General features: G+C 67.4%; 18 protein-coding genes. 7 read left to right on the top strand and 11 right to left on the bottom strand.

All coding sequences use genetic code 11. The annotated features are described in order from the left end of the window. Positions 1 to 69 precede the first annotated feature (69 nt). The 7 genes from OG798_RS52950 to OG798_RS52920 form a co-directional block, all read right to left on the bottom strand. Complete coding sequence (locus OG798_RS52950; RefSeq protein ID WP_328759936.1) at positions 70 to 948, bottom strand: hypothetical protein; 879 nt, start codon at positions 946 to 948, stop codon at positions 70 to 72. Further along, positions 936 to 1,826, bottom strand: coding sequence for a hypothetical protein (locus tag OG798_RS52945; RefSeq protein WP_328759935.1), 891 nt, complete (start codon positions 1,824 to 1,826; stop codon positions 936 to 938). The genes OG798_RS52950 and OG798_RS52945 overlap by 13 nt, the downstream gene beginning before the upstream one ends. A gap of 197 nt (positions 1,827 to 2,023) precedes the next feature. After that, positions 2,024 to 2,965 carry an NADP-dependent oxidoreductase gene (locus OG798_RS52940; RefSeq protein ID WP_328759934.1) on the bottom strand — a complete coding sequence of 314 codons (942 nt, stop codon included), beginning with the start codon at positions 2,963 to 2,965 and terminating at the stop codon, positions 2,024 to 2,026. A 460-nt stretch (positions 2,966 to 3,425) separates the two neighbouring features. Further along, positions 3,426 to 4,325, bottom strand: a complete 900-nt coding sequence (locus OG798_RS52935; protein WP_183126851.1) for a zinc-binding dehydrogenase — start codon at positions 4,323 to 4,325, stop codon at positions 3,426 to 3,428. 448 nt (positions 4,326 to 4,773) lie between these two features. Further along, positions 4,774 to 5,421: a nitroreductase family protein gene (locus OG798_RS52930; protein ID WP_054227983.1), complete on the bottom strand. Its 648-nt coding sequence runs from the start codon at positions 5,419 to 5,421 to the stop codon at positions 4,774 to 4,776. A gap of 60 nt (positions 5,422 to 5,481) precedes the next feature. Then, a complete protein-coding gene (locus OG798_RS52925) occupies positions 5,482 to 6,306 on the bottom strand; it encodes an isocitrate lyase/PEP mutase family protein (protein WP_328759933.1) in 825 nt (274 codons plus the stop codon). Positions 6,307 to 6,597: 291 nt separating this feature from the next. Then, positions 6,598 to 7,119, bottom strand: coding sequence for a carboxymuconolactone decarboxylase family protein (locus OG798_RS52920; protein WP_328759931.1), 522 nt, complete (start codon positions 7,117 to 7,119; stop codon positions 6,598 to 6,600). Positions 7,120 to 7,670: 551 nt separating this feature from the next. On the opposite strand from OG798_RS52920, the gene OG798_RS52915 reads away from it, so the two are divergent. Both OG798_RS52915 and OG798_RS52910 read left to right on the top strand, forming a co-directional pair. Next, on the top strand, positions 7,671 to 8,054 hold the full coding sequence (locus tag OG798_RS52915) for a hypothetical protein (RefSeq protein WP_121413294.1): 384 nt from the start codon (positions 7,671 to 7,673) through the stop codon (positions 8,052 to 8,054). Positions 8,055 to 8,077: 23 nt separating this feature from the next. Beyond that, entirely contained in the window at positions 8,078 to 8,695 is a 618-nt protein-coding gene (locus tag OG798_RS52910; protein ID WP_328759930.1) for a TetR/AcrR family transcriptional regulator, read from the top strand. A 98-nt stretch (positions 8,696 to 8,793) separates the two neighbouring features. Here OG798_RS52910 and OG798_RS52905 read toward each other — a convergent pair whose 3' ends face one another. Then, complete coding sequence (locus OG798_RS52905; RefSeq protein ID WP_328759929.1) at positions 8,794 to 10,806, bottom strand: SpoIIE family protein phosphatase; 2,013 nt, start codon at positions 10,804 to 10,806, stop codon at positions 8,794 to 8,796. A gap of 396 nt (positions 10,807 to 11,202) precedes the next feature. On the opposite strand from OG798_RS52905, the gene OG798_RS52900 reads away from it, so the two are divergent. Further along, entirely contained in the window at positions 11,203 to 11,874 is a 672-nt protein-coding gene (locus OG798_RS52900) for a TetR/AcrR family transcriptional regulator (protein ID WP_328759928.1), read from the top strand. 6 nt (positions 11,875 to 11,880) lie between these two features. On the opposite strand, the gene OG798_RS52895 is transcribed toward OG798_RS52900, so the two are convergent. Beyond that, a protein-coding gene (locus OG798_RS52895) for an IS5 family transposase (protein WP_443054169.1) occupies positions 11,881 to 12,698 on the bottom strand; the annotation gives its coding sequence in 2 pieces (ribosomal slippage) (positions 11,881 to 12,366 and positions 12,369 to 12,698; 816 coding nt in all). 895 nt (positions 12,699 to 13,593) lie between these two features. Between OG798_RS52895 and OG798_RS52890 the strand changes: the two genes are divergently transcribed. Together OG798_RS52890 and pdxR are read left to right on the top strand one after the other, a co-directional pair. Then, positions 13,594 to 13,974 carry an MmcQ/YjbR family DNA-binding protein gene (locus OG798_RS52890; RefSeq protein ID WP_328759927.1) on the top strand — a complete coding sequence of 127 codons (381 nt, stop codon included), beginning with the start codon at positions 13,594 to 13,596 and terminating at the stop codon, positions 13,972 to 13,974. A gap of 101 nt (positions 13,975 to 14,075) precedes the next feature. Beyond that, positions 14,076 to 15,401, top strand: a complete 1,326-nt coding sequence (pdxR, locus tag OG798_RS52885; RefSeq protein ID WP_328759926.1) for a MocR-like pyridoxine biosynthesis transcription factor PdxR — start codon at positions 14,076 to 14,078, stop codon at positions 15,399 to 15,401. Between the two features lie 406 nt (positions 15,402 to 15,807). Here the strand turns inward: pdxR and OG798_RS52880 are convergent, their stop codons facing one another. Beyond that, the gene (locus OG798_RS52880) at positions 15,808 to 17,499 is read right to left on the bottom strand and encodes an acetolactate synthase large subunit (protein WP_121413301.1); all 1,692 of its coding nucleotides are present in this window, start codon (positions 17,497 to 17,499) and stop codon (positions 15,808 to 15,810) included. Positions 17,500 to 17,702: 203 nt separating this feature from the next. On the opposite strand from OG798_RS52880, the gene OG798_RS52875 reads away from it, so the two are divergent. Then, a complete protein-coding gene (locus OG798_RS52875; protein ID WP_121413302.1) occupies positions 17,703 to 18,440 on the top strand; it encodes a flavodoxin family protein in 738 nt (245 codons plus the stop codon). 92 nt (positions 18,441 to 18,532) lie between these two features. Then, positions 18,533 to 19,072, top strand: coding sequence for a hypothetical protein (locus OG798_RS52870; RefSeq protein WP_328760215.1), 540 nt, complete (start codon positions 18,533 to 18,535; stop codon positions 19,070 to 19,072). A 303-nt stretch (positions 19,073 to 19,375) separates the two neighbouring features. Here OG798_RS52870 and OG798_RS52865 read toward each other — a convergent pair whose 3' ends face one another. Next, positions 19,376 to 20,641 carry an IS701 family transposase gene (locus OG798_RS52865; RefSeq protein ID WP_328759924.1) on the bottom strand — a complete coding sequence of 422 codons (1,266 nt, stop codon included), beginning with the start codon at positions 20,639 to 20,641 and terminating at the stop codon, positions 19,376 to 19,378. Positions 20,642 to 20,645 lie beyond the last annotated feature (4 nt).

Here is a 20,645-nt window from a genome sequence, read left to right as displayed (position 1 = left end):
CGGCGCGGTTTGAGGAGTTCGGCCAGGCTGGAGGTAAACCAGCCCTCGTCCAGCGTGTGCCATGTGGCCTCATCGATATAGCCATCGGCTGCGGTCCGTAGGAACTCTTCGGTCAGCAGTGGTCGGTGTCCGCATCGGCGCGCGTCCTTGGCGGCATGAAGGATGGCACGAGCAGCCCCATCGGACTGTTCGTATCGTCGCACCAGGTGCGGGGCGCCGGCCAGGAACTGAGTGATGCGTCCGCTGGCGGCAGGACTTCGAGCCAGTCTCAGGCGGGTCAGAGGCGACTAGCGCTGCAGCATCGGCCAGTTCTCGCGCATTGAACGCGGGAGGCATCGTGATGGTCAGGGCAAGATCGACAAGCTGATGCACGGCGCCCATTCCGTCGTGCAGTTCGTCCCCCTCCGCCGGGTCGTCCGCCAGGTGGTTCCAGTACGTCGGCCACATGGTGCCCAGGACCAGAACGGGGCCGCGCTGGCTGTCCGTCAAAAGGGCCCGAAGTGCCGATGAAACCTGGGCCGTGTAGTCCTTCACCAGGAAATACAACTGGGCTTCGTTCAGCCACAGCACCGTGTGCGGCTCCAGCACGTCATCCTGCAAGGCACGCAGGAGAGCTGCGGGCCGGTCCGGAGCCAGCGGATGCACAATGCGCCAAGAGGAGAGTTCGGCCCGCACCGCTTCCCAGCAGGCCCGTGTTTTCCCGGTGGAGGAACCACCCTCCACCATTACCAGTCGGCTCCCGTTGGCCGACTGAGCCACCATGCGCCGCAGCCGGCTGTCCACGCCATCAGGGCGGGCAATGTAGGGAGGAAGCGCAGCGAGCGCACCGGATCCGACATCCGCATCCACAGCACGGTGTACTTCCAAGCGCAGCGCATCGGAGGGCTTCAGCTCTCCGAACACATCCGACCGCGCGGAACGGCCGGTGTGACTGGTCAGGGTCTGCACCTGTGCTGCCTGGGCGAGCGTTTCCGCCCCAGGCTGTTCAACGCGTTGGCGGACCACCACAGCAGACCGGGCCGGCGGATCGCCACGAAGCGCGACCCCCCTTGCACGCTGCCGGTTACGCAGCATGGCAGCGTCAATCGCACCGCCCCGTGGACCCACTCCTGAGCAAGCTCCTCGACCTTCCGGAACACTCCACCGGCGTCTACCCCCGTGTCCGCGTGCAGCACCCGTTCCTGCAGCGCGGCGCATAGAGCAGGGTAGCGAGGACTGATCTGCTCGGTGGGCTCGATCTGGACGACGAGACGGCGAGCAATCCGGTAGGCGCTGCGATGCACCAACTCCTGTTCCGGAGCGTTGACGTCGGACTCTGCGAGGAGATCACTAACAGTTTGCGTCAGGTGCTTCCACACACGGTGGTAGGACTGGTCCAGGCGGGGCAGCTCTTGCAGAAAGTCGGCCACGCTTTTCTGTGCAGCAGCGGATGCAGCCAGGTCTCGCAATGCCTCCAGGCCAGTTGTAGGCCCGGAGGCAGTCAAGCCGAGACGGTGCCGGTCAGCGTCGATCGCGTCGCCGAAGGACTCCAGACCTGCCAAGCACTGCCCCATCGTCTTGAGCCACGGGCCACTACTGGACACGATCTCAAGCGTGCGCTTGACCTGCCGCTGCACGGCCAGCTCGTAGGAGCCCTGGCGGTTGAGGACGACGACGTCGTCCAACGGGAAGTCGTTGGCCTTCTGCAGGCAGACCGAGTCCGGCACCACATCGAGACCGGGAACCGCCACACCACACAGCAGGCCAACCAGATCCAGTGCCGCAACCCGGTACTCATAGATCGTGCCGCCCCCACCTGAGCCAATCGAGGAAGCCCCCCTGCTCAACCGCTCACTCCTCGCTCAGACAGGCCAACCATCTTTCAGGAACGAAGAATAGGATCCCCACACACCAGGCTGCCACGACGCCAGTTACGGCGGCGTCGGACGCTGCGCAGCCACCGGCCCAGGGCCGAACGCCGGCCGTCCTCTCCTGGTCCCGGCGGCGGGAACGGGGGAAGCGGTGGCGTGGCCCTGCCATCCCCTCACTGCATGCGGATGATCGTCTTTCCGTTGACTTTCTGGGCCGGGTTGAAGGCGGCGACAGCGTCGTCGAGGTTCGCGACCTGGCCGATGTGCGTCCGCAGACGTCCTTCCCGTACCCGCCGGGCGATCTCGCCCAGCTGGGCGCGGTCGGGGACGACAACGAAGTCGACCGCCAGGCCGTCGGCCGGCCGCACCTCCGGCGGGCCGGTGACGGTGACGAATGTTCCTCCACCTCGCACCAGCCGGGCCGATCGAGCGCCGATGTCGCCGCCGAATACGTCGAAGACGAAGTCGACTCCGCCGACGTCTTCCAGCGTGTCGTTGTCGAGGTCGACGAACTCGTGCGCGCCGAAGTCGAGTGCGCTCTGGTGGTGGGCGGCGCGTCCGGTGCCGATGACGTGCGCACCGGCCTCTCGCGCGAGCTGAGCCACCATCGATCCGACCGCGCCGGCGGCGCCGTGCACGAGCACGCTCTGCCCCACCGAGAGGTGCCCGTGCTCGAACAGTCCCTGCCAGGCAGTCAGGCCCGTCATCGCGACGCTCGCGCCGACCGTGAAGTCGATGTCGCCGGGCAGCGGCGCGAGGTTTCGCGCCTCGACGACGACGTACTGCGCGAGGGTGCCGTCGCGGGTCCAGTCCGTGAGGCCGAACACGCGCTGCCCGACCGACAGCCCTGCCGTTCCATAGGTGAGAGAGGTGACCACGCCGGCCACCTCGTGTCCTGGGATCGAGGGCGTCCGATTCCGGCCGAGGCGATCGGCCCAGGTCGAGGGCCACTCCAGCTCGTCCCCGGTGAAACCCGACGCATGAACTTCGACGACGACGTCGCCGTAGTTCGCGCCGTCAAGGCTGGCGAGGCGCGCCGTGTCCGGATCGGGTCGTTCAGCCAGCGTCATCCCGGCGGTTCCGGCGTCGGGGTCAGTGACAACGATCGCTTTCATTTGTGTTTCCTCCTTCTGTACAAGCTCTGTCCGTTCCCGTCGCGAGGTGGACGGGAACGGTGTGCGTGCCGGGCGCCACAACGTGTTCGGCCGGTTGGGCGGGGTCGTCGCGGCCGTGGCGCAGACCCTGCAGGGTCACGTTCGCGTCGATGGGAAGGCCCGGCTGCCACTGCGGGCAGTGGTTGGGGGGCCGCTCGCCTCGCTGGTCCGATCTCGTGATGAGTTTCGCCGGTATCGCCACCCACTCAGTCGCGTGCGTAGCTGCTCCGGCCCGTCGCTGCTCATTACTGCCCGGCGCTAGGGCAGCGGGCGCAGGGACGGCTCCGTTTCGGTCGACGCGGCCGACAGATGGGACGCGTCCAAGTCCCGTCACTGCATGGCCACGCCGATGCGCAGTCTCGCGGCTCGTGCCCCGCGCGCACCGTGGCCCACCATCGGGATCGGTCGGTGGCAGGGCGCGTCATGCTGGCATGAGCACGATCTTCTTACCGCCAGCCCGTCCGGCAACCACTCGGGTGAATGCGGCCGGTCCTTCGCTGAGCGGGAGGGGTTCTGGTGCGAGTTTCAAGGTTCCAGCCGCGGCCTGCTCCGCCAGCTGGGCAAGCTGCGCGGCGTTGGGCTCGATGTAGAGGTCCCAACTCGTGATGCCTCGTTCCTCCGGAGGCGCGTCCGAGGTCAGGGAGCACAGCCGGCCGCCGTCACGCACCAAAGGCAGGGCTGCGGCCGCCGTGCCGGCGGCGATGATGAGGGCAGCGTCGAACCCGCCGCGTACCTCGGTCGACCAGTGCGGATCGTGGTAGTCGACGACCTCCATCGCTCCCAGACCGACCAGACGCTCTGCAGCGGTAGCAGACGCGGTCGCGGTTACCTCGATGCCCTGGGCCGCGGCGAGTTGGACGGCCAGGGCTCCGGTGCCCCCGCCTCCGTTGGTGATCAGGAGCCGCTGTCCTCGGCTGAGGTCCAGCTTCTCCAAAGCCTGCAGCGCGGTGAGCCCGTTGACAGGCAGTGCCGCTGCGTGTGCCGCGTCCAAGCCTGGTGGGCAGGCCGCCGCGTGATCCGCGTTGATCAGAACGCGTTCGGCCCAGAAGCCGCTTCCTCCGGGCAGCGGGGCTTCGTGCGCGAGCACCCGGTCGCCCACGGCAAACTGGGTGACCCCCGCACCGACGGCCAGCACCTTGCCTGCGCCCTCCACTCCCAGCGCCGCCGGGGGGCGCAGCCCCACGTCCCAACGAGCGTCGATTTCCAGTTCGTCCCACGGTCCGACCCCGGCGGCCTCAACCGCGACCAGGATCTGGCCCGGCTCGGGAGATGACGGTTCGGGCAGTTCCAGCAGGGCGACTTCCGTCTCTGCCCTGGACACTCCGCACGCCTTCATAGTGGATCTTTGTCCTCTCACTCGGTCCGGCCGACCAGGAGGTACGGGCCGGGAACCCAAATCCGGCAGCGGTGCTGAATAGGGGCATTCCGCACGCCTTCACAGTAGATCGTTGTCCTCGCGCTCAGTTCGACCGACTGGTTCCAGGTCCCCAGCGCTTCGGGCAGCAGCGTTGCCGCCGGCGCCAGGTTCCGCGCCGCTTCGTGCTGCGCCGTTCGACGACCTCACGGTGCGGGTCGGAGAAGCCGTTACCGGGCAAGCCGGAGGTCCGCCGACGCCGTTGGATCATTCGGATCACCGACGACCGGGGCGCCGACCGGTGACCGGCGGCGCTGGCCGCCGGTCTGGCTCTCCGGGGTGGGTCGGCCTCGAGGACCAGCGGCGTCCGCAGCCTGCGGACTTCGGCCCCGGTCGATCCCGGTGCCGTCGTTGGTCAGACGAACGTGAACAGCTGGTCGGTTTCGAAGCGTGAAATCGGGCTGTTGTACACCTTCGCGGGGTCGGGGTAGCCGAGGGCCAGCAGCACGGTCGTGGTGTGTCCGGTTTCGCGGATCTTGAACGCCTTGTCGACACTGGTCGGGTCGAACCCTTCGAGGGGCATGGCTTCGACGCCGAGCTCAGCAGCCGCCATCATGGTCAGACCCATCGCGAGGTAGGTCTGCTTTTCCATCCAGTGGTTCAGGTCCTTGTAGCCGTAGTTGCGCAGGTTGAGGAAGTCGCGGGTCATGGACTCCCACCGCGCCTGCTTTGCCGGGTCGGGGAAGCGACCGTCGGCCCGCTCCTTGTCGAACACGGCCTGGAGGTGGCCTCCGGGAAGATCCGCCCTGGTGGTGAGTATGACGGTATGTGAGGCGTTCAGGATCTTCTCGCTGTTGTCCTGGAATCGTTCGCCGAGGTTGGCCGCCAGCCGCTCCTTGCCTTCGGGCGTGGCGAGGACGTAGAAGTGATTGGGCTGCACGTTCGTCGACGACGGCGTCGAGCGCAGGAATCCCAGCAGTTGCTGGAGTGTCTCCTCGGGGATCGTCTTGCTGGGGTCGAAGTACCTGGTGAGGTGCTTGTTCATGAGCTTGCCGAGATCCATGTCATCCTGCCTTTGTCTTGTGATCACGAGATGAAGAGTCAGTGATTCGTGCTGATCGGTTTAGTTCTTGCCGCGGGCCAGCAGTTCGTTGACGCGGGCGAAGTTCATGCCCGTCGTCGCCGAGGCGAGGTCGCCCGCGAGGAGTGCCTTCGCGGCCTCTTCGACCGCTCCCATCGCGTGGGCGTAGAGCAACGGACCCAAGCTGATGCGCTTGACTCCTGCCTTCTGCAGTTCAGCGACGGTGAGCACTTTGTCCGACGGAGACACCAGGACGTTGACCGGTGTCGGGGCGACAGCGGTGACGATCGCGACGAGTGCGTCGCGGTCGGGTGGGAACGGCGCGTAGACCACATCTGCGCCCACCTCAGCGAAGGCCGTCAGACGCCGAATGGTGTCGTCGAGATCCAGTCGCCCCTGGATGAAGTTGTCGGTGCGGCCGGTAACGACGATGCGTCCCTTCGAAGCGTCAACGGCGCTACGTACGCGACTGACTGCTTCGTCGAAGTCGCGGATCGGCATATCGGGATCGCCCGAGGTGTCCTCCACCCCGATCCCGGCCAGGCCGGACTCCACGGCGGCCTCAACGGTCGCGGTGACGTCCTCAGGCGTGTCGCCGTATCCGTCCTCGAAGTCTCCGTTGACGGGCAGCCCCGTGAGGCGGCCGAGCAGCCGTGCATGCTCAAGGTGCTCTTCGCGGGTGACTTGGTGACGCCCGTCGAGGCGGCCGAGCGTGGCGGCGATCGCCGCAGACGATGTCGCGACCGCCTCGAAGCCGGCATCGGCCAGCATCAGCGCCGAGAGGCCGTCCCAGGCGTTGGGCATGACGAGGCCACCGTCGCGGGTGTGCAGCGCCATGAATTGCTCATAGAGTTCGGAGCCCGGCATGTCGAGCCTTCCTGAATGATCGTTGACTCAGTGGGGGGTGCCGACTGCGTGCCTGAGCCGCGTCGAGGGTTCCAAAGAACAACCGGCGGGTGGAGTGTTGCCGACGGCCGCGTGGCGCTTCCTGACGCCGCCCGACCTCAACAGACGCGATGACGCGGGCCGTGGGCGATTCTGCGGACTCGACGAGGCGGGTCCGGCGTGTGCCCTCGTCCACCGGAGTTCCCATGTATCCCGCAGCACGGTGGTGGGTCTCTCCGCGGGCCGCCGGGGGCGGCGGTTCGGGGCGCGGGTTCACAGGGGCACGGTCGTATCGACCGAGTCAACGGCGGGGATGTCGAGGTCGGTCTGGTTGACGTTGTTGATGAAGTTGGTGAGCAGGAACTGCACCGCGACCGCGACGATGGCGAGGATCTGCGCGTCGGTGTATCCGGCGCCCCGTACCTCCGCGAGGTCGGTGTCGCTGACCTGCCCGCGGCTCTCGACCACCTGCTGCGCGAAGCGAGCGGCCGCGGCACGTTTGGGATCGACCGAGCTCCCGACGCGGGCGAGCTTGATGTCGTCGTCCGACATGCCACCGAATTCGGTCGCGACGTGGGTGTGCATCGCCAAGCAGTAACCGCAGCCGTTGGCCTGCGACACGGCCAGCGCGATGCTGTGCCGCGTCCTTCCGTCGAGAACCCGGCTCAGGGTGCCTTGCAGAGTCGTGACGACCTCAAGAACGGCCGGATTGGACGCGAGGGTCTTGAACATGTTCGGGACGAAGCCGAGTTGCGCACCAACGTTGCCGAGTATCTGCTGTGCGCCGGCAGGCACGTCCTCTGGAGCGGGAACGTTCAGTCGTGACACGGCGAATCGACCTCCGATCGGGGTGTGAATAGTCGACGAGCCCGAGCCGGGCTCGCAGTGCTTCGGAGCTCCGCCGCAGGCTCTTCCTGCGCCGGCCGCAACCTCGACGGTCGCGTCGGTTGCGCCCGGTGGCCTGCGTTGAGAGGGGTGACTCCGTGGGTGCCGAGTTGCGGATCTCTTCATCACCTCGGACACCACATAGAAAGGACTATACAGACCAGAAAAGTCTGGGCAACCCCGCTCCCGGAAGGGAAGGGTCCGCCAGGCTTGCTGCGGGCGGGTCGAGATCGGACTTCGACATTAAATATGCAGGTCAAAGCTGCATGTGAGCTTCGTTGTGAGCGACTGTGCCAGTCGGACCGCGCGGGCTCGTGTCGGCCTGACTCGGTCCGGATCGATTGACTGAGTGGACTATTTAGTCCAAGTTAGATTGAGGGCTCGGCAGGAACGAGGACAAGACCTGCCGGCTCTGCCTGCACCTCCATCTCGCATCCGTCCACGGTGAGGTACTGGTTGACATGGCTGTCGCAGCACAGGTCATCGACGCCAGGGTGTCGCGCCGCCTCGGCGCCTACCTCGATGCGTCACGACCCCGGGCTGCACCGCGCCGGCCCTCTCCGTCACTGCGTCAGGACGGAACCCTGCAGGAGGTTTTCGCCGAGGAGGCCCGGCAAGCCCCGGACCCCGGGGCGCCGCGGCGGGCGGCCGCGGAACTGGGCGATGTCGGCCAGGTCCGGTCCTGGCTTACAGGCCGCGACGTCACGGATACCTGCGTGAAGAATCACAAGGGCGTCATCTCTCGCCGGTCAGCCTTTATGGTCGTATTGGTGCCACAACTGATCCGCCTGGAGATCGGGGCCACCGCGCTTGTGATGCGCTCCACGGCTGAGCAGCACGAGTGAGTAACGTGCCTGAGGGAGAGACCGTGTCCGCAACCAGCGATGTTCGCCGCACGTCACGCGGCCTGGAGACCCGTTCACGGATCGTTGATTCGGCGGCCAAGCTGTTTTATGTCAGGGGCGTCCACGCCACCACGCTCGATGACGTCCGGCTGGCGAGCGGAACGAGCAAGTCGCAGTTGTACAACCACTTCGAGGACAAACGCGCGATGATCCACGCCGTGATCGACGTGCAGTCGAAGTTCGTCCTCGCCCGCGAGGAACAGCACCTGCGCTGTGTGAAGACCCTCGCCGGCCTGCGCCGCTGGCGCGACGCCCTGGTCCAAGCCAACTCACTGCAGGACGGCTCGTATGGGTGCGCGCTGGGAGCGATGTCGATTGAGCTGTCCGACAACGATGAGCAGTCCCGCCAAGCGCTCAACGCATCATTCGATGCCTGGCAACGGATGCTCGTCGAGACACTGACCCGGCTCCGCGTCCTCGGCGTACTCTCCGAGGACGCCGACCCACAACGCTTGGGCACTGGTCTGCTGGCCGCTCTGCAGGGAGGTTACGTGCTTGCACAGAACGCGCACAGCTCCGAGCCGATGGCCGTCGCGCTGGACATGGCGCTGGACCACATCGCGTTCTTCGCTCTCAACTGAGCCCACCTTCGCGGTTCGAGGAGCGCGTTCGGCTCCGCCGCCACCTGTCTGGAGCAGCTACCTGTACGACCTTGCCCGGCGCACGGACGCATCGAGTCTCATGCGCGCCGGATGACCAGCACAGCCACGTCGTCCAGGTGGTCCACCGCGACAGCAGCGTCGAGGACGCGGTCAGCGGTCTCCTCGGCATTCAGCCCGTCGTGGAGGGCCGCGCCAGCCAGTGTTCCGGCTCGTTCCAGTCCGGCCTCCAATGTGAGGCCCGGTCCTTCGACCACGCCGTCGGTGACCATGACCAGCGCGCTGTCCTTGTGCAGTGCGAAGGTCTCCTCGCCGTACTCGGTGCCGGGCACGACTCCTAGCACCGGGCCTCCTGGCAACTCGTGGATGCTGTGGCTGCCGTCGTCGCGTGCGTACAGCAACGGCACATGGCCGGCGCTCGCACCGGTGACCCGTCCGTCGCCTGGGTCGATACGCAGCATGGTGCAGCTGGCGAATCGTGCTGCGCCCATCGTGATGAGCAGCTCGTTGGTGCGCGTCAGTACGGTTGCGGGATCCGGTTCGTGGGCGGCGATCGCGCGCATGGATGCGCGCACCTGTCCCATGAAGGCGGCGGCGTCCACGTCGTGCCCTTGGGCGTCGCCGATCTCCAGGGCGATGGCACCGTCGGGCATGACGAAGGCGTCGTACCAGTCTCCGCCGATGTCGAGCCCGTCGCGGCTTGGTTGGTATCGGGCGGCGACCTCCAGGCCGGGGAGGTGCTCGGGCAGCGTGGGGAGCATGGTCTGTTGGAGCGCCGTGGCCAGCTCGACTCGTGCCTCTTGCAAGCTAACGCGTTTCAGTGCCTGGCCTGCAAGATCGGCAAGAGTACCCATGAGGGCGCGCTCATCCGGGGACGAGTGGTGTTCGCTGTCGTAGGTCACCAGCCAGGCCCCGAGCGGCTGATCGCCGATCGGGCTGAGGGAGGTGATCGAGATGGCGAAGCCGGAGTCGAGCTGGTCGAAGTACGGCACCATGGCCCCGTGCGGCCAGCGGCGGATGTAGTCCTCCTGGTTGGGAATGAACTGCGGCTCGCCAGTGCGGATCACATAGGGCAGCGCGCTGGGGGCGTCTAGCGGCAGGCCGTGCAGGGCGGCCACCGGCATCGGGATCCCGGCATCGGAGGAAACGCGTAGGCGGCCTTGAGTGATGAACGCTAGCGCGGCGCCGGTACCACCGAAGGTCGCGGCGAGCCGGGTCAGGACGACCTGCTGTACTTCTTGCTCCGTGACTGCCGTCATCACGGCGGAGGAGAAGGCCGCGATCTCGTCGGCGCGCTGACGTTCAGCACTGAGCGCGTCCTTCGCTCTGCGTCTGCGCGCTTCCCTCTTGGTGTCGTCGCGGATCACTCCGAAGACCTGCTCAGGGCCGCCAGACCCCAGAATGAGCCGACGGGCCCGGCAGACCAGAAGGTGCCAGTCATCGCGCTCGGTAAGGAACCGCAACCTGGTCCAGGGGGACCGGGCGGCCGTCGAACGCACGAGCCGCCGCAGCGCCCCGCGGTCATCGGGGTGGACTCGCCGAACCACCTCGGACAACGACATGGAGGCCTCCGGGAACAGCGCCGCCAAGGCGGGTGCGCCACCCAGCCACTCCAGCTTGCGCTCCTGGGGTGAATACGTGCACAGACCGAGGTTGGCGGCCTTGGCTGCCAGACGGAACGGGATCAGCAGGGCGCCCAAGTCGTTTCCCGCGTTCAATGAGTGCACCCACACCAGCGACTCGCCACCTACGGGATCATTCACTGGTCGTGCCTCGACAAGGCAGACGACAGATGCTGTACCTGGCCCGGGGAACTCCAGCACCCGCATCGCAACCGTCTTCGTCGTGGCGGCGTGGGCCACGAGACTCTTGACCGCAGTCAGCTGGCTTGCGGGCAACAGATCACCGAAGCCACGACCCACGCACTGCTCCACGGACCTGCCCAGTGTCCTGGCCATGGCCGCGTTGAGGCTGCGGATCGCTCCGTCCAGGGTCAACAGAGCCGACGGTGTAGTCATCTGAAGAAGTTCGTCCGAGGCGTCCATTTGCCGCTCACCCTCATCGTCGAGCGATATGACCTCGTCGTCCTTCATCAACTATCTGCCGCAGAGCAGGCCTCGTCCACGCGGCCGGTCACTCTGGGGCGGCACCGGCCGACTGCGTGTATCGACGAACGCCGACGATCGTCCTCCCGGTGATCCGCTCGGTCGGATCGAAGGCGACAGCGGGGTCATCGCGGGTCGGGACGTTGCCGATGGTCACGTGCGCCTGGTCAATGGGGAGGGGACAAACAGAGGGGCGGGGACCGCTTCGGCCTCAGAGGCGGCGCCGGGGGCCTGGATCGTCCCGTGGTAGTGCCGGCCCGGAACCCAGGCGCACTCGGCCGGGTGCGGCTCCGGCCGGTCCCGCCGCCCGGGAGTCGCACAGAAAAAAGGACCTTGAGGTCCCTTTTCAATCCTGCTAGCCTACGCAGCGGTAATCTGGCCTATGTGGCGGAACAGGCGCGGGACAGAAACGACTCCCAGCTGACCGAGCGCGGGCGGGCGACTCGGGAGCGCATTTTGAGGGCTGCCGCCGACATGATGTACGTCAGGGGCGTGTCTGCCACGACCCTCGACGAGGTCAGGGCGGCCAGCGGAACGAGCAAATCCCAGCTCTACCGCCACTACCCCGACAAGGATGCACTGGTGCGGGGCGTTGTCGCCTTGCAAGCTGCTGAACTGCTCAAACGTCAGCACCAGCTACTTCAGCGGCTCAACTCCCTCCGCGGGCTGGAGCGCTGGCGGGACGTGCTGATCGAACACAACGCGCTCCGAAACGGGGCGTACGGCTGCCCGCTCGGATCCCTTGCAAGCGAGTTGGCCGATCAGGACGAAGAGGCACGCGAGGCGCTCGCCCGGCACTTCGACAGCTGGGAGGGACTACTCGAGGCCGGGCTCGAGCGAATGAAGGACTCGGGAGTCCTCAGGGCCGACGCAGATGCCAAAGAGCTGGCCACCGGCCTCATGGCCGCCCTTCAGGGTGGCTACCTCCTTGCGCAGACAGCCCAGGACGTCAAACCCATGAGGATCGCCCTGGACATGGCGATCGGCCACGTCAAGGCCTATACCGTGCCCGCCGAGGACACCAGTCCACCGGCGGAAGTCCCTTCAGGGCACTAACTGGCCCTAACAAAGCCGCTGTACGTGTCGGTGGGTGATCAGGCAGACGGCGAGACCGAGGAAAGCTTCGTGGATGTCGTCACGCCGTTCCCAGCGGATGCGCAGGCGGCGGAAGCCGTGCAGCCAGGAGATTGTGCGCTCGACGACGTAGCGGAAGATGCCCAGGCCGGAGCCGTGTGGCTGGCCTCGTTTCGCGATCACGGGGCGGATCCCGCGTTGCCAGAGCAGGCGGCGGTACTTGTCATGGTCGTAGCCGCGGTCGGCCAGCAGCGCGTCGGGCCGTCGGCAAGGTCTGCCGACCAGGCCGGCGACCGCCGGGATCTTGTCGAGCAGGGGCAGGAGCTGGGTGACATCGTTGCGATTTCCGCCGGTCAGCGTTACCGCGAGCGGGATGCCCTGCCCGTCGACGATGAGGTGGTGCTTGCTGCCCGGCCGTGCGCGGTCGACCGGGCTGGGACCGCTTTTGGGCCCCGCCGAGCAGCCCGGACGTGGGAGGAGTCGATCACCGCCCGCGACCAGTCCAGCTGGTTCTTCGACCGCAGTTCCTTCAGCAGCACCACGTGTAACTGGTCCCAGACGCCGGCCTCGTTCCAGGCGGCCAGCCGTCGCCAGCAGGTCATTCCCGAGCCGAAGCCCAACTCCTGCGGCAGATACTCCCACTGGATGCCGGTGTGCAGCACGAACAGGATCCCGCACACTGCCTGCCGGTCCGGCACTCGAGGTCTGCCTTCCACCAGCTTCGGTCCCGGCGCGGGCAGCAACGGCTCGATGAGCGACCACAGTTCATCCGACACGATCCACGGCCTCGACTGACGTTTCCCCACGACCAGACCAACGAGCAGACAAGCCAACAGTCACATGATCAACAGCTTTTGTTAGAGCCAGTAAGCCGTCTGCGGCAGAGCGGCACCAAGAAATCCTGGTGCCGCACCACAGGCGGTCGCGTCACAGTCTCCGGCACCGGACCTTCAGACGACATCCATAGCCGGGCCGGACGGGGTTTGCCGGCAGAAGGAGGCGTCCGTCCTCACATTCCGTGCCCGGCGTAGCCCCTTCTGCACCTGTGCGTAGCCCAGCCTCAAGTCAAAAGCGGAAGCCCTCTCACAAGAGAGGACTATTTGGTCCTGAAAAATGGCCGACTTGCGGTACGTTTGGAGAGAGCGGTCTCCTGCGGACAGCTGAGCGGTCAAGCCTCACAAGGATTTCCAGGGCGGTAAGCACCATGCACGTGGACGTCCAGTGCTCAATGGTCGGTCCCGTCCGGCTACGCAAACAGGGGGTCGAGGCCGGAGCCGGCCAGCCGGGGCAGCGCGCTGTCCTGGCTGCGCTGTTGCTCAGGCCAGGCAAACCGGTGAGCGCCTCGAAACCGGCGGAGCACGTGCCCGGCGGCGACGCCCCTCCGGCCGCCGCCGGTTACGTTCGCGCGGACGTCTACCGCCCCAGGCAGGCACTGAGGGAGCAGAGCAACAGTTCCGTGAGCCTGATAGACGGGGGCTGCCCGCTGCAGAGCCAACGGGACGCTCTAGACCTGAGCAGGTTCACGGAGGTGACGGCAAGAGCGTGGAAGGCCCGCAGCGCCGACGGCCTGGCATCCGTGGCGGGCCTTCTCGCCCAGGACCTCGGGAGCGCCAACGCCGCGCCGTCAGGCGGTCGCCGGAACCCACCTTGGGGCCTTGGCCGGTCGGCCGGGGCACTCGATTGATAGAGGAGTTGATCACCATGGACGGACAGAAGCTGCAGAAGATCGCGGGCGACTGCACCGTGGAACTGCCCGGCGCCGACCTGGAGCATCGTTTCGGCCCCGACTGGGACCTCTACAAGGTGCGCGGCAAGGTTTTCATGCTCATGACCGACATGCCGGGGCACCCGGTCGTGATCCTGAAAGCTGATCCGGACGACGCCGCAGCCCTACGTGAACGGCACACAGACATCACCCCCGGCTATCACATGAACAAGAGGCACTGGATCACGGTGGAAGGCGGGGGCACCGTCGACGAGAAGCTGGTGAAGGAACTCGTGATCGACTCCTACCGTCTCGTGGTCGGCGGACTTCCCAAATCCGAGCCCGTGGATCCGCACACCTACGGCCACCGGGCCTGACCTCCGCCATGCCCGTCGAGCCCCTCGCCGCCCGCGGTACGACCAGTCCAGCGCGGCTATGGCAGGCCTTTGAGAGTGATCTGATTCGAGCTGGACGGGGTGTGCGCCGCGCGCTGGCCGCAGCCATGCGCGACGCTGTCCGCAGCGGCCGCCTGGCGCCCGGCGCACGGCTGCCCTCCTCCCGCCAACTCGCCGCCGACCTCGGGCTTGCCCGCAACACCGTGGCTGACGCCTATGGCGACCTCGTCGCCGAGGGATGGCTTACCGCCCGCAGAGGCTCGGGCACACTCGTGGCAGACAGAACGATCACTCCACCGGTCTCGGTCCGCTCGTCCGCCCAGCCGCCCGGTGAACCTTGCTACGACCTGATCCCAGGCAACCCCGACCTCACCGCTTTTCCTCCTGCAGCCTGGCTGAGGGCCACACGCCGCGCCCTGGCCGCGGCTCCCGACGACGCGTTCGGCTACGGTGACCCCCGCGGCCGGCCGGAGCTACGGGCCGCACTCGCAGACCATCTCGCACGCGCCCGGGGCGTATACACGAGTCCGGAGCACATACTGATCTGCGCCGGCATCTCCCACGGCCTGCAGATCCTGAGCAAAGTCCTGGCCGGCCGTGGGGCAAGGAATGTCGCCGTCGAGTCCTACGGCCCAGACAGGCACCGCGGCCTGCGGGCGGCTGCCGGGCTGGAGACCCTCTCGCTTCCCCTGGATACTCACGGGACCTACCCGGTCCCGCCTGACGGCACCGATACGGTCCTGCTCACGCCGGCTCACCAATTCCCTGTGGGCACGACACTGCAGCGCGATCGCCGGACGGCAGTCGTGGACTGGGCCAGACGGACAGGCAGGCTGGTCCTGGAGGATGACTACGACGGTGAGTTCCGGTTCGACCGCCAGTCTGTCGGTGCGCTCCAAGCACTCGACCCCGGCTGCGTGGTCTACCTGGGTACCGCCAGCAAGACCCTTGCTCCTGGCCTGCGGCTGGCCTGGATGGCGCTGCCTCCCACGCTCGCTGAGGAAGCCGTGGCGGCCAAGGGGCAGATCGACTCGTGCGAGGTATTCAGCCAGCTGACGATGGCGGATTTCAGCACCTCCGGCGCCTATGACCGTCACGTACGTGCTGCCCGTCGGCGCTACCGCGATCGACGAGACGCTCTCGTCACAGCCCTGGCCCAGCACGCCCCAAAGGTGCGCGTCATCGGGGCAGCGGCTGGCCTGCACACCGTGCTCGGTCTGCCACCCGGGACCGAGCAGCGGGTCCTTCAGTCGGCAACCCGGCAGGGCCTCAAAGTGGCTAGCCTGTCTCGATACCGCCGTGAACGGTCCCTGAAGGCCATGGCCGATGCCATCGTCGTTGGATACGGGGTGCCCTCCGACGCTGCGTGGCCTCAGGCGCTCTCCGCCCTCGTGCGGATCCTTTCCTGACGCCCCTCGAGTAGCTGGGCACCCGAGCTGATCTCTTTGTGGGTACGGCGTCACCTCACGCCTGCCTGGGCTGCACCGTCAAGAAGGCAGGCGCGGATTCATGACGTGCGTATTCGGGGGCACCGCTTCTGGCGGGGTGTGTGTGGACCACCGCACTCCAGGTCACCGGCATCGGCTGACCCACAGTGAGGCCGTGGGCCACGCTGCGTGACAGGATCCAGAGGGCACCCGGCCGCGCCTGCGCCGAGACCGGACCACGGAACTCGCGCAGGTCGCGTACGGCCGCCAGCGTCAACCCGAGTCTCAGTGCTGGACGCCGAAGCCGGCGGCGACAGTCCAGAGGCCGCCGCCAGACGCTGCATACCGGGTGGTCCTGCCCGCACTGCGCCGAGTCATACGCTTCGGGTCAGAACGGACCGTGGAGGCTACCGAGTCTGTCGGTCAGACGCAGATTCTCGGAGTAGTCGACCGGGCAGGCGATCACGGAGACCGTGTCGTCGTCGAGGGCGCGGCGCAGCACGGGGAGCAGTTGGTCGGCGGACTCGATCGCGTAGCCGTGTGCGCCGAAGCTTTCGGCGTAGGCGACCAGGTTCGGGTTGGTGAACCGGGTGTGGCTGTGGCGGCCGAGTTCGAGTTCCATCTTCCAGGTGATCAGACCGTATTCCTCGTCCACCAGGACGAGGACGACCAGCGGGACGCGTTCGCGGACGGCGGTCTCCAGTTCCTGCGAGTTCATCAGGAACGAGCCGTCGCCCATCATCGCCAGGACGCGTCGGTCCGGCCGGGCGAGCTTGGCTGCGATCGCGCCTGGCAGTGAGAACCCCATGGTGGACAGGCCGTTGGAGACCAGACAGGTGTCCGGTTCGTAGGTGGGGTAGAGGCGTGCCATCCACATCTTTCCGGCGCCGGTGTCGGCGAGCACGATGTCGTGGCGGTCCAGCGCGGTGCGGACATCGGTGACCACGCGCTGCGGCACCAGGGGGAACGCGTCATTGTCGCGTCCGTACTGGAGTTCTTCGTCGAGCAGACTACGGATCTTCTCGCTGCTTCCCGAGTCGAAGGTGAGCCCGTCGGGCAGTGCTGCCGCCAGTGCGTCCAGCGCCTGTGAGGGGTCCCCTTTGACGCCCACTGTCACCGGGTAGTGGGCGTCCACCTCGGCGGGGAAGCGGTGCACGTGAAGGATCCGCTTGTCGCCGTTCGGGTTGATCTTGACCGGGTCGAACTCCTGGATCTCGTAGCCCACGCAGATCAGTACGTCGGCCGCGTCGAAGCCGAAGTTGCCGTAATCGTGGCGCATGAAGCCGATCGCGCCGAGAGCGTTCGAATGATCGTCGGGGAAGACGCCCTTGCCGTGGAACGTGGTCGCGACCGGGATGTTCAGTCGCTCGGCGAACCGCACCAGGGCGGCCGAGGCCCCGGCTCTGGTAGCACCGTGGCCCGCCAGCACGACGGGGTGCCGTGCGGTGGTGAGCACCTCGACCGCCCGCGCGATCTGGGAGGAGGACGGCGCGTCGGCGCGCACCGCGTCGATCTGCAAGGGTCCCAGCGGCTCGGCCGGACGCTCTGCTTCGATGTCCTCCGGCACCGCCAGGAACACGGCGCCGGGGCGTTCGCTCTGCGCGGTCTTGAACGCTTTGCGTGTCATCTCCGGTACCGCGTCCGGACACTCGATCTGGGCCGCCCACTGGGTGACGGGAGCGAACATCGACACCAGGTCGATGACCTGGTGCGACTCCTTGTGGGTACGCCGCAGCGACCCCTGCGCGGCCAGGGCCACCATCGGCGCGCTGTTGGTCATGGCGTCGGCGGTGCCGAGCAGCAGATTGATCGCGCCGGGCCCCAGCGTGGCCGAGCACACCCCGGCCCGGCCAGTCAGCCGCCCGTAGATCTCCGCCATGAACGAGGCGGCCTGCTCGTGGCGCACCAGGACGTACCGGATCCCGGAACCGTTCAGGGCGTCGACGAAGCGGATGTTCTCCTCACCGGGAATCCCGAAGACGTACTCCACGCCCTCGGCCCGCAGACAACGCACCAACAGGTGCGCGACGTCCTCCACTGCTGCCGTGTTCCGCGACCCGGTCGCGCCTTCGCTGCCCATGAGACGAACGTAGGCACGCCCACCGACCCCGGCCACTCATCGACCGCCGCCCGTGGCGGCCGTGCGGATACCGATGCATCAAGCATTCCGAGGCCGTTCGGCGGCACTGTGATGGCGGCTGCCGCAGGCTCCCCGCAAGCTGGAGCCGGATGTGGACGCGCGCCGCCGAGCATCGTGCTGCGCAAAGGTTCTGGGAGGACCGTGTGACCGCTTCGTCGCCCGCCACCGACGCACCGCCGGCCCGCTACGACGACCTGCGTGCTCTGGTGATCAACTGCACCCTCAAACGCTCGCCAGAGACGAGCAACACCCAGGGCCTGATCGACCACAGCGCCGCCATCCTGGACGCGCAGGACGTGCATGTGGAAGTCCTCCGGGCCGCCGACTACGACATCGCCACCGGCGTCTGGCCCGACATGACGAAACACGGCTGGGAGACGGACGCCTGGCCTGGCCTGTACCAGCAGGTCCTGGCGGCCGACATCCTCGTGCTGGCCGGCCCCATCTGGCTGGGCGACAACAGTTCCGTGATGAAGCAGGTGATCGAACGCCTCTACGCCTGCTCCAGCCTGCTCAACGAGGCCGGACAGTACGCCTATTACGGACGGGTCGGCGGCTGCCTGATCACCGGCAACGAGGACGGCGTCAAGCACTGCGCCATGAACGTCCTCTACAGCCTGCAGCACCTCGGCTACACCATCCCTCCCCAGGCGGACGCCGGATGGATCGGCGAGGCGGGCCCCGGCCCCTCGTACCTCGACCCCGGCTCGGGCGGCCCGGAGAACGACTTCACCAACCGCAACACCACCTTCATGACCTGGAACCTGCTGCACCTGGCCCGGGCATTGAAGGACCTCGGTGGCATTCCCGCCTACGGCAACCAGCGCACCGCCTGGGACGCCGGCTGCCGCCGCGACTACGAGAACCCCGAACACCGGTAGGGACACCCCGGCCAGGGTATTTCGCTGGGTGGTCTCGTCATCGGCCGGTACCGTGCGAGACGGAAGCAGAGGGGGTGGGCTGGGTGCGCCCAGTGCGGTTGGTCGACGTGGACGGACCGCTGAATCCGTATGCCGCGAAGCCATGTCGACGGCCCGAGGGGTACCAGACGCACCGGCTTCTCACGCCCCGCTGGGAGGCCGCCGAGCGTCACCGGCTGGCCGAGTGGGGACTACCGAACAAGCCGGTGAAACCGCTGCGGGTGTGGCTCAACCCGACTCACGGACCGGCATTGGAGGCGCTCCCCTTCGATCTGGTGTGGGCGACGACGTGGGAGGAAGAAGCCAACACTTTCGTCGCACCGGTCCTGGAATTGCCCGAGCTGCCCTTCATCGCCTGGCCCTCGCCGCGGGCCGAGCCCGGGGACGGTGCGTTCTGGAAGACGCCGGAGATCGTCGCGTGGGCGAGAGGCCGGGCGTTCGCCTGGGTCGATGACGAGATCACCGAGGCGGATCGCGCCTGGGTGGAGGAGCATCACAGCGGTCCCGCCCTACTGCACCGGGTCGACCCTCGATGCGGCCTTACCAGCGACGACTTCGCCGCACTCACTGCATGGGCGACCGGCCTGCGCTGAGCCACGACCAGTCGGCAACCGCCTGCAACGCCACTCCGCAAGATCATTGCGGGACAGCCCTTAGGAGAAAACGCGGAGCGTCAGTTCGCGAAGCTGGCGGCCGGTGGTAGTGATGTCGTATCGGCGCGCGTTATTGAGAGCCGCCTTGTTCAGGGCCTTGCGCCGGTGGAAGTCCCGGCCCATCTCGTCTAGTAGGGCTTGGTCAGGTTCGTATCGGTGTGGGTATGTTGCGGTTGCAGGTGGGGCAGGCACCGGTCCAGAGGGCGAGGAGTGTCTGTAGCTCGCGGACGACTTGGTAGAGGCTCAGGCCGGCGCTGGGTCTTTTGGGGCCCGGGCCAGTCGTTGCAGGGTGCAGAAGGCGTGCGCGACGGAGACGAGGGTGACGTGGTGGTGCCAGCCGTTCCAGGTCCGGCCCTCGAAGTGGGCAAGTCCCAGGGCCTGCTTCATCTCCCGGTAGTCGTGCTCGATGCGCCAGCGGAGTTTGGCGAGCCGGACCAGTGTGGTCACAGGCATGCCGGAGGGCAGGTCGGACAGCCAGTACTGCACCGGCTCGCTCTCACCGGCGGGCCATTCGGCCAGCAGCCAGCACACGGGCAGTTCCGGGCCGTCGGCGTTCTGGCGGACCTCGCGTCCGGCAGGCCGGATGCGCAAGGCCACGAAGCGGGAGTACATCCGCTTGCGGCCCGAGCGGCCGGTGCCAGGCCGGGAGCCCTCCCGCCACTGCACCGGCCGAGCCGCCTTCCGCCCCGCCGCGATGACCAGCTCCTTCACCGGCCGCGGCTTGTCGGGATACTTGGCCACCGGCGGGCGTCCGGTCCCGGAGTACGGCTCGGCCACCGGCACCGCGCCGGCGGGCTGAGCCGACAGCGTGGTGGAGATCCCCACCACGTAGTTCAGGCCGTGGGCCTGCAGCCCGTGCCGGAACGCGGCGGCGTCGCCGTATCCGGCGTCCGCGACGGCCAGCGGCACCTCGATCCCCCACGAGCGGGTCTCGTCGAGCATGTCCAGGGCCAGCTGCCACTTCTCCACATGCCCGACATCGTCCGGGATGCCGCAGGCGCTGCGGCGGGCGATCTTGTCCGCATCGGCCTTCGGTGAGGCGGGATCCCAGGTCCGGGGCAGGAACAGCCGCCAGTTGACCGCCGCCGAGGCGTGGTCGGACGCGAGGTGGAGTGAGACGCCGACCTGGCAGTTGGTGACCTTGCCCGCGGTGCCGGTGTACTGCCGCGACACGCATGCCGAGGCAGTCCCGTCCTTGAGGAACCCGGTGTCGTCGAAGACCAGGGCTTCCGGCCCGATCACCTTCTCCATCCGCCAGGCGAGCTGGGCCCGGATATGTGCCGGGTCCCAGGGGCTGGTGGTGATGAAGTTGGCCAGTGCCTGACGATTGCCGTCCTCCCCGAGCCGGGCGGCCATCGGCTCGACCGACTTACGCTGCCCGCCGGTCAGCAGCCCCCGCAGATAAACCTGCCCCCACCGGCGCTGATCCTTGCGCGCGAACGGCTCGAACACCTCCGCCGCGAAAGTCTCCAACTCACCACGCACCACAGCAATCTCGTCCGGAGTCACACAC

This window comes from Streptomyces sp. NBC_00271, assembly GCF_036178845.1.
GTDB lineage: Bacteria > Actinomycetota > Actinomycetes > Streptomycetales > Streptomycetaceae > Streptomyces.
The sequence above is the reverse complement of the archived record's forward strand: the minus strand, read 5'-3'. Positions and strand labels throughout refer to the sequence as shown.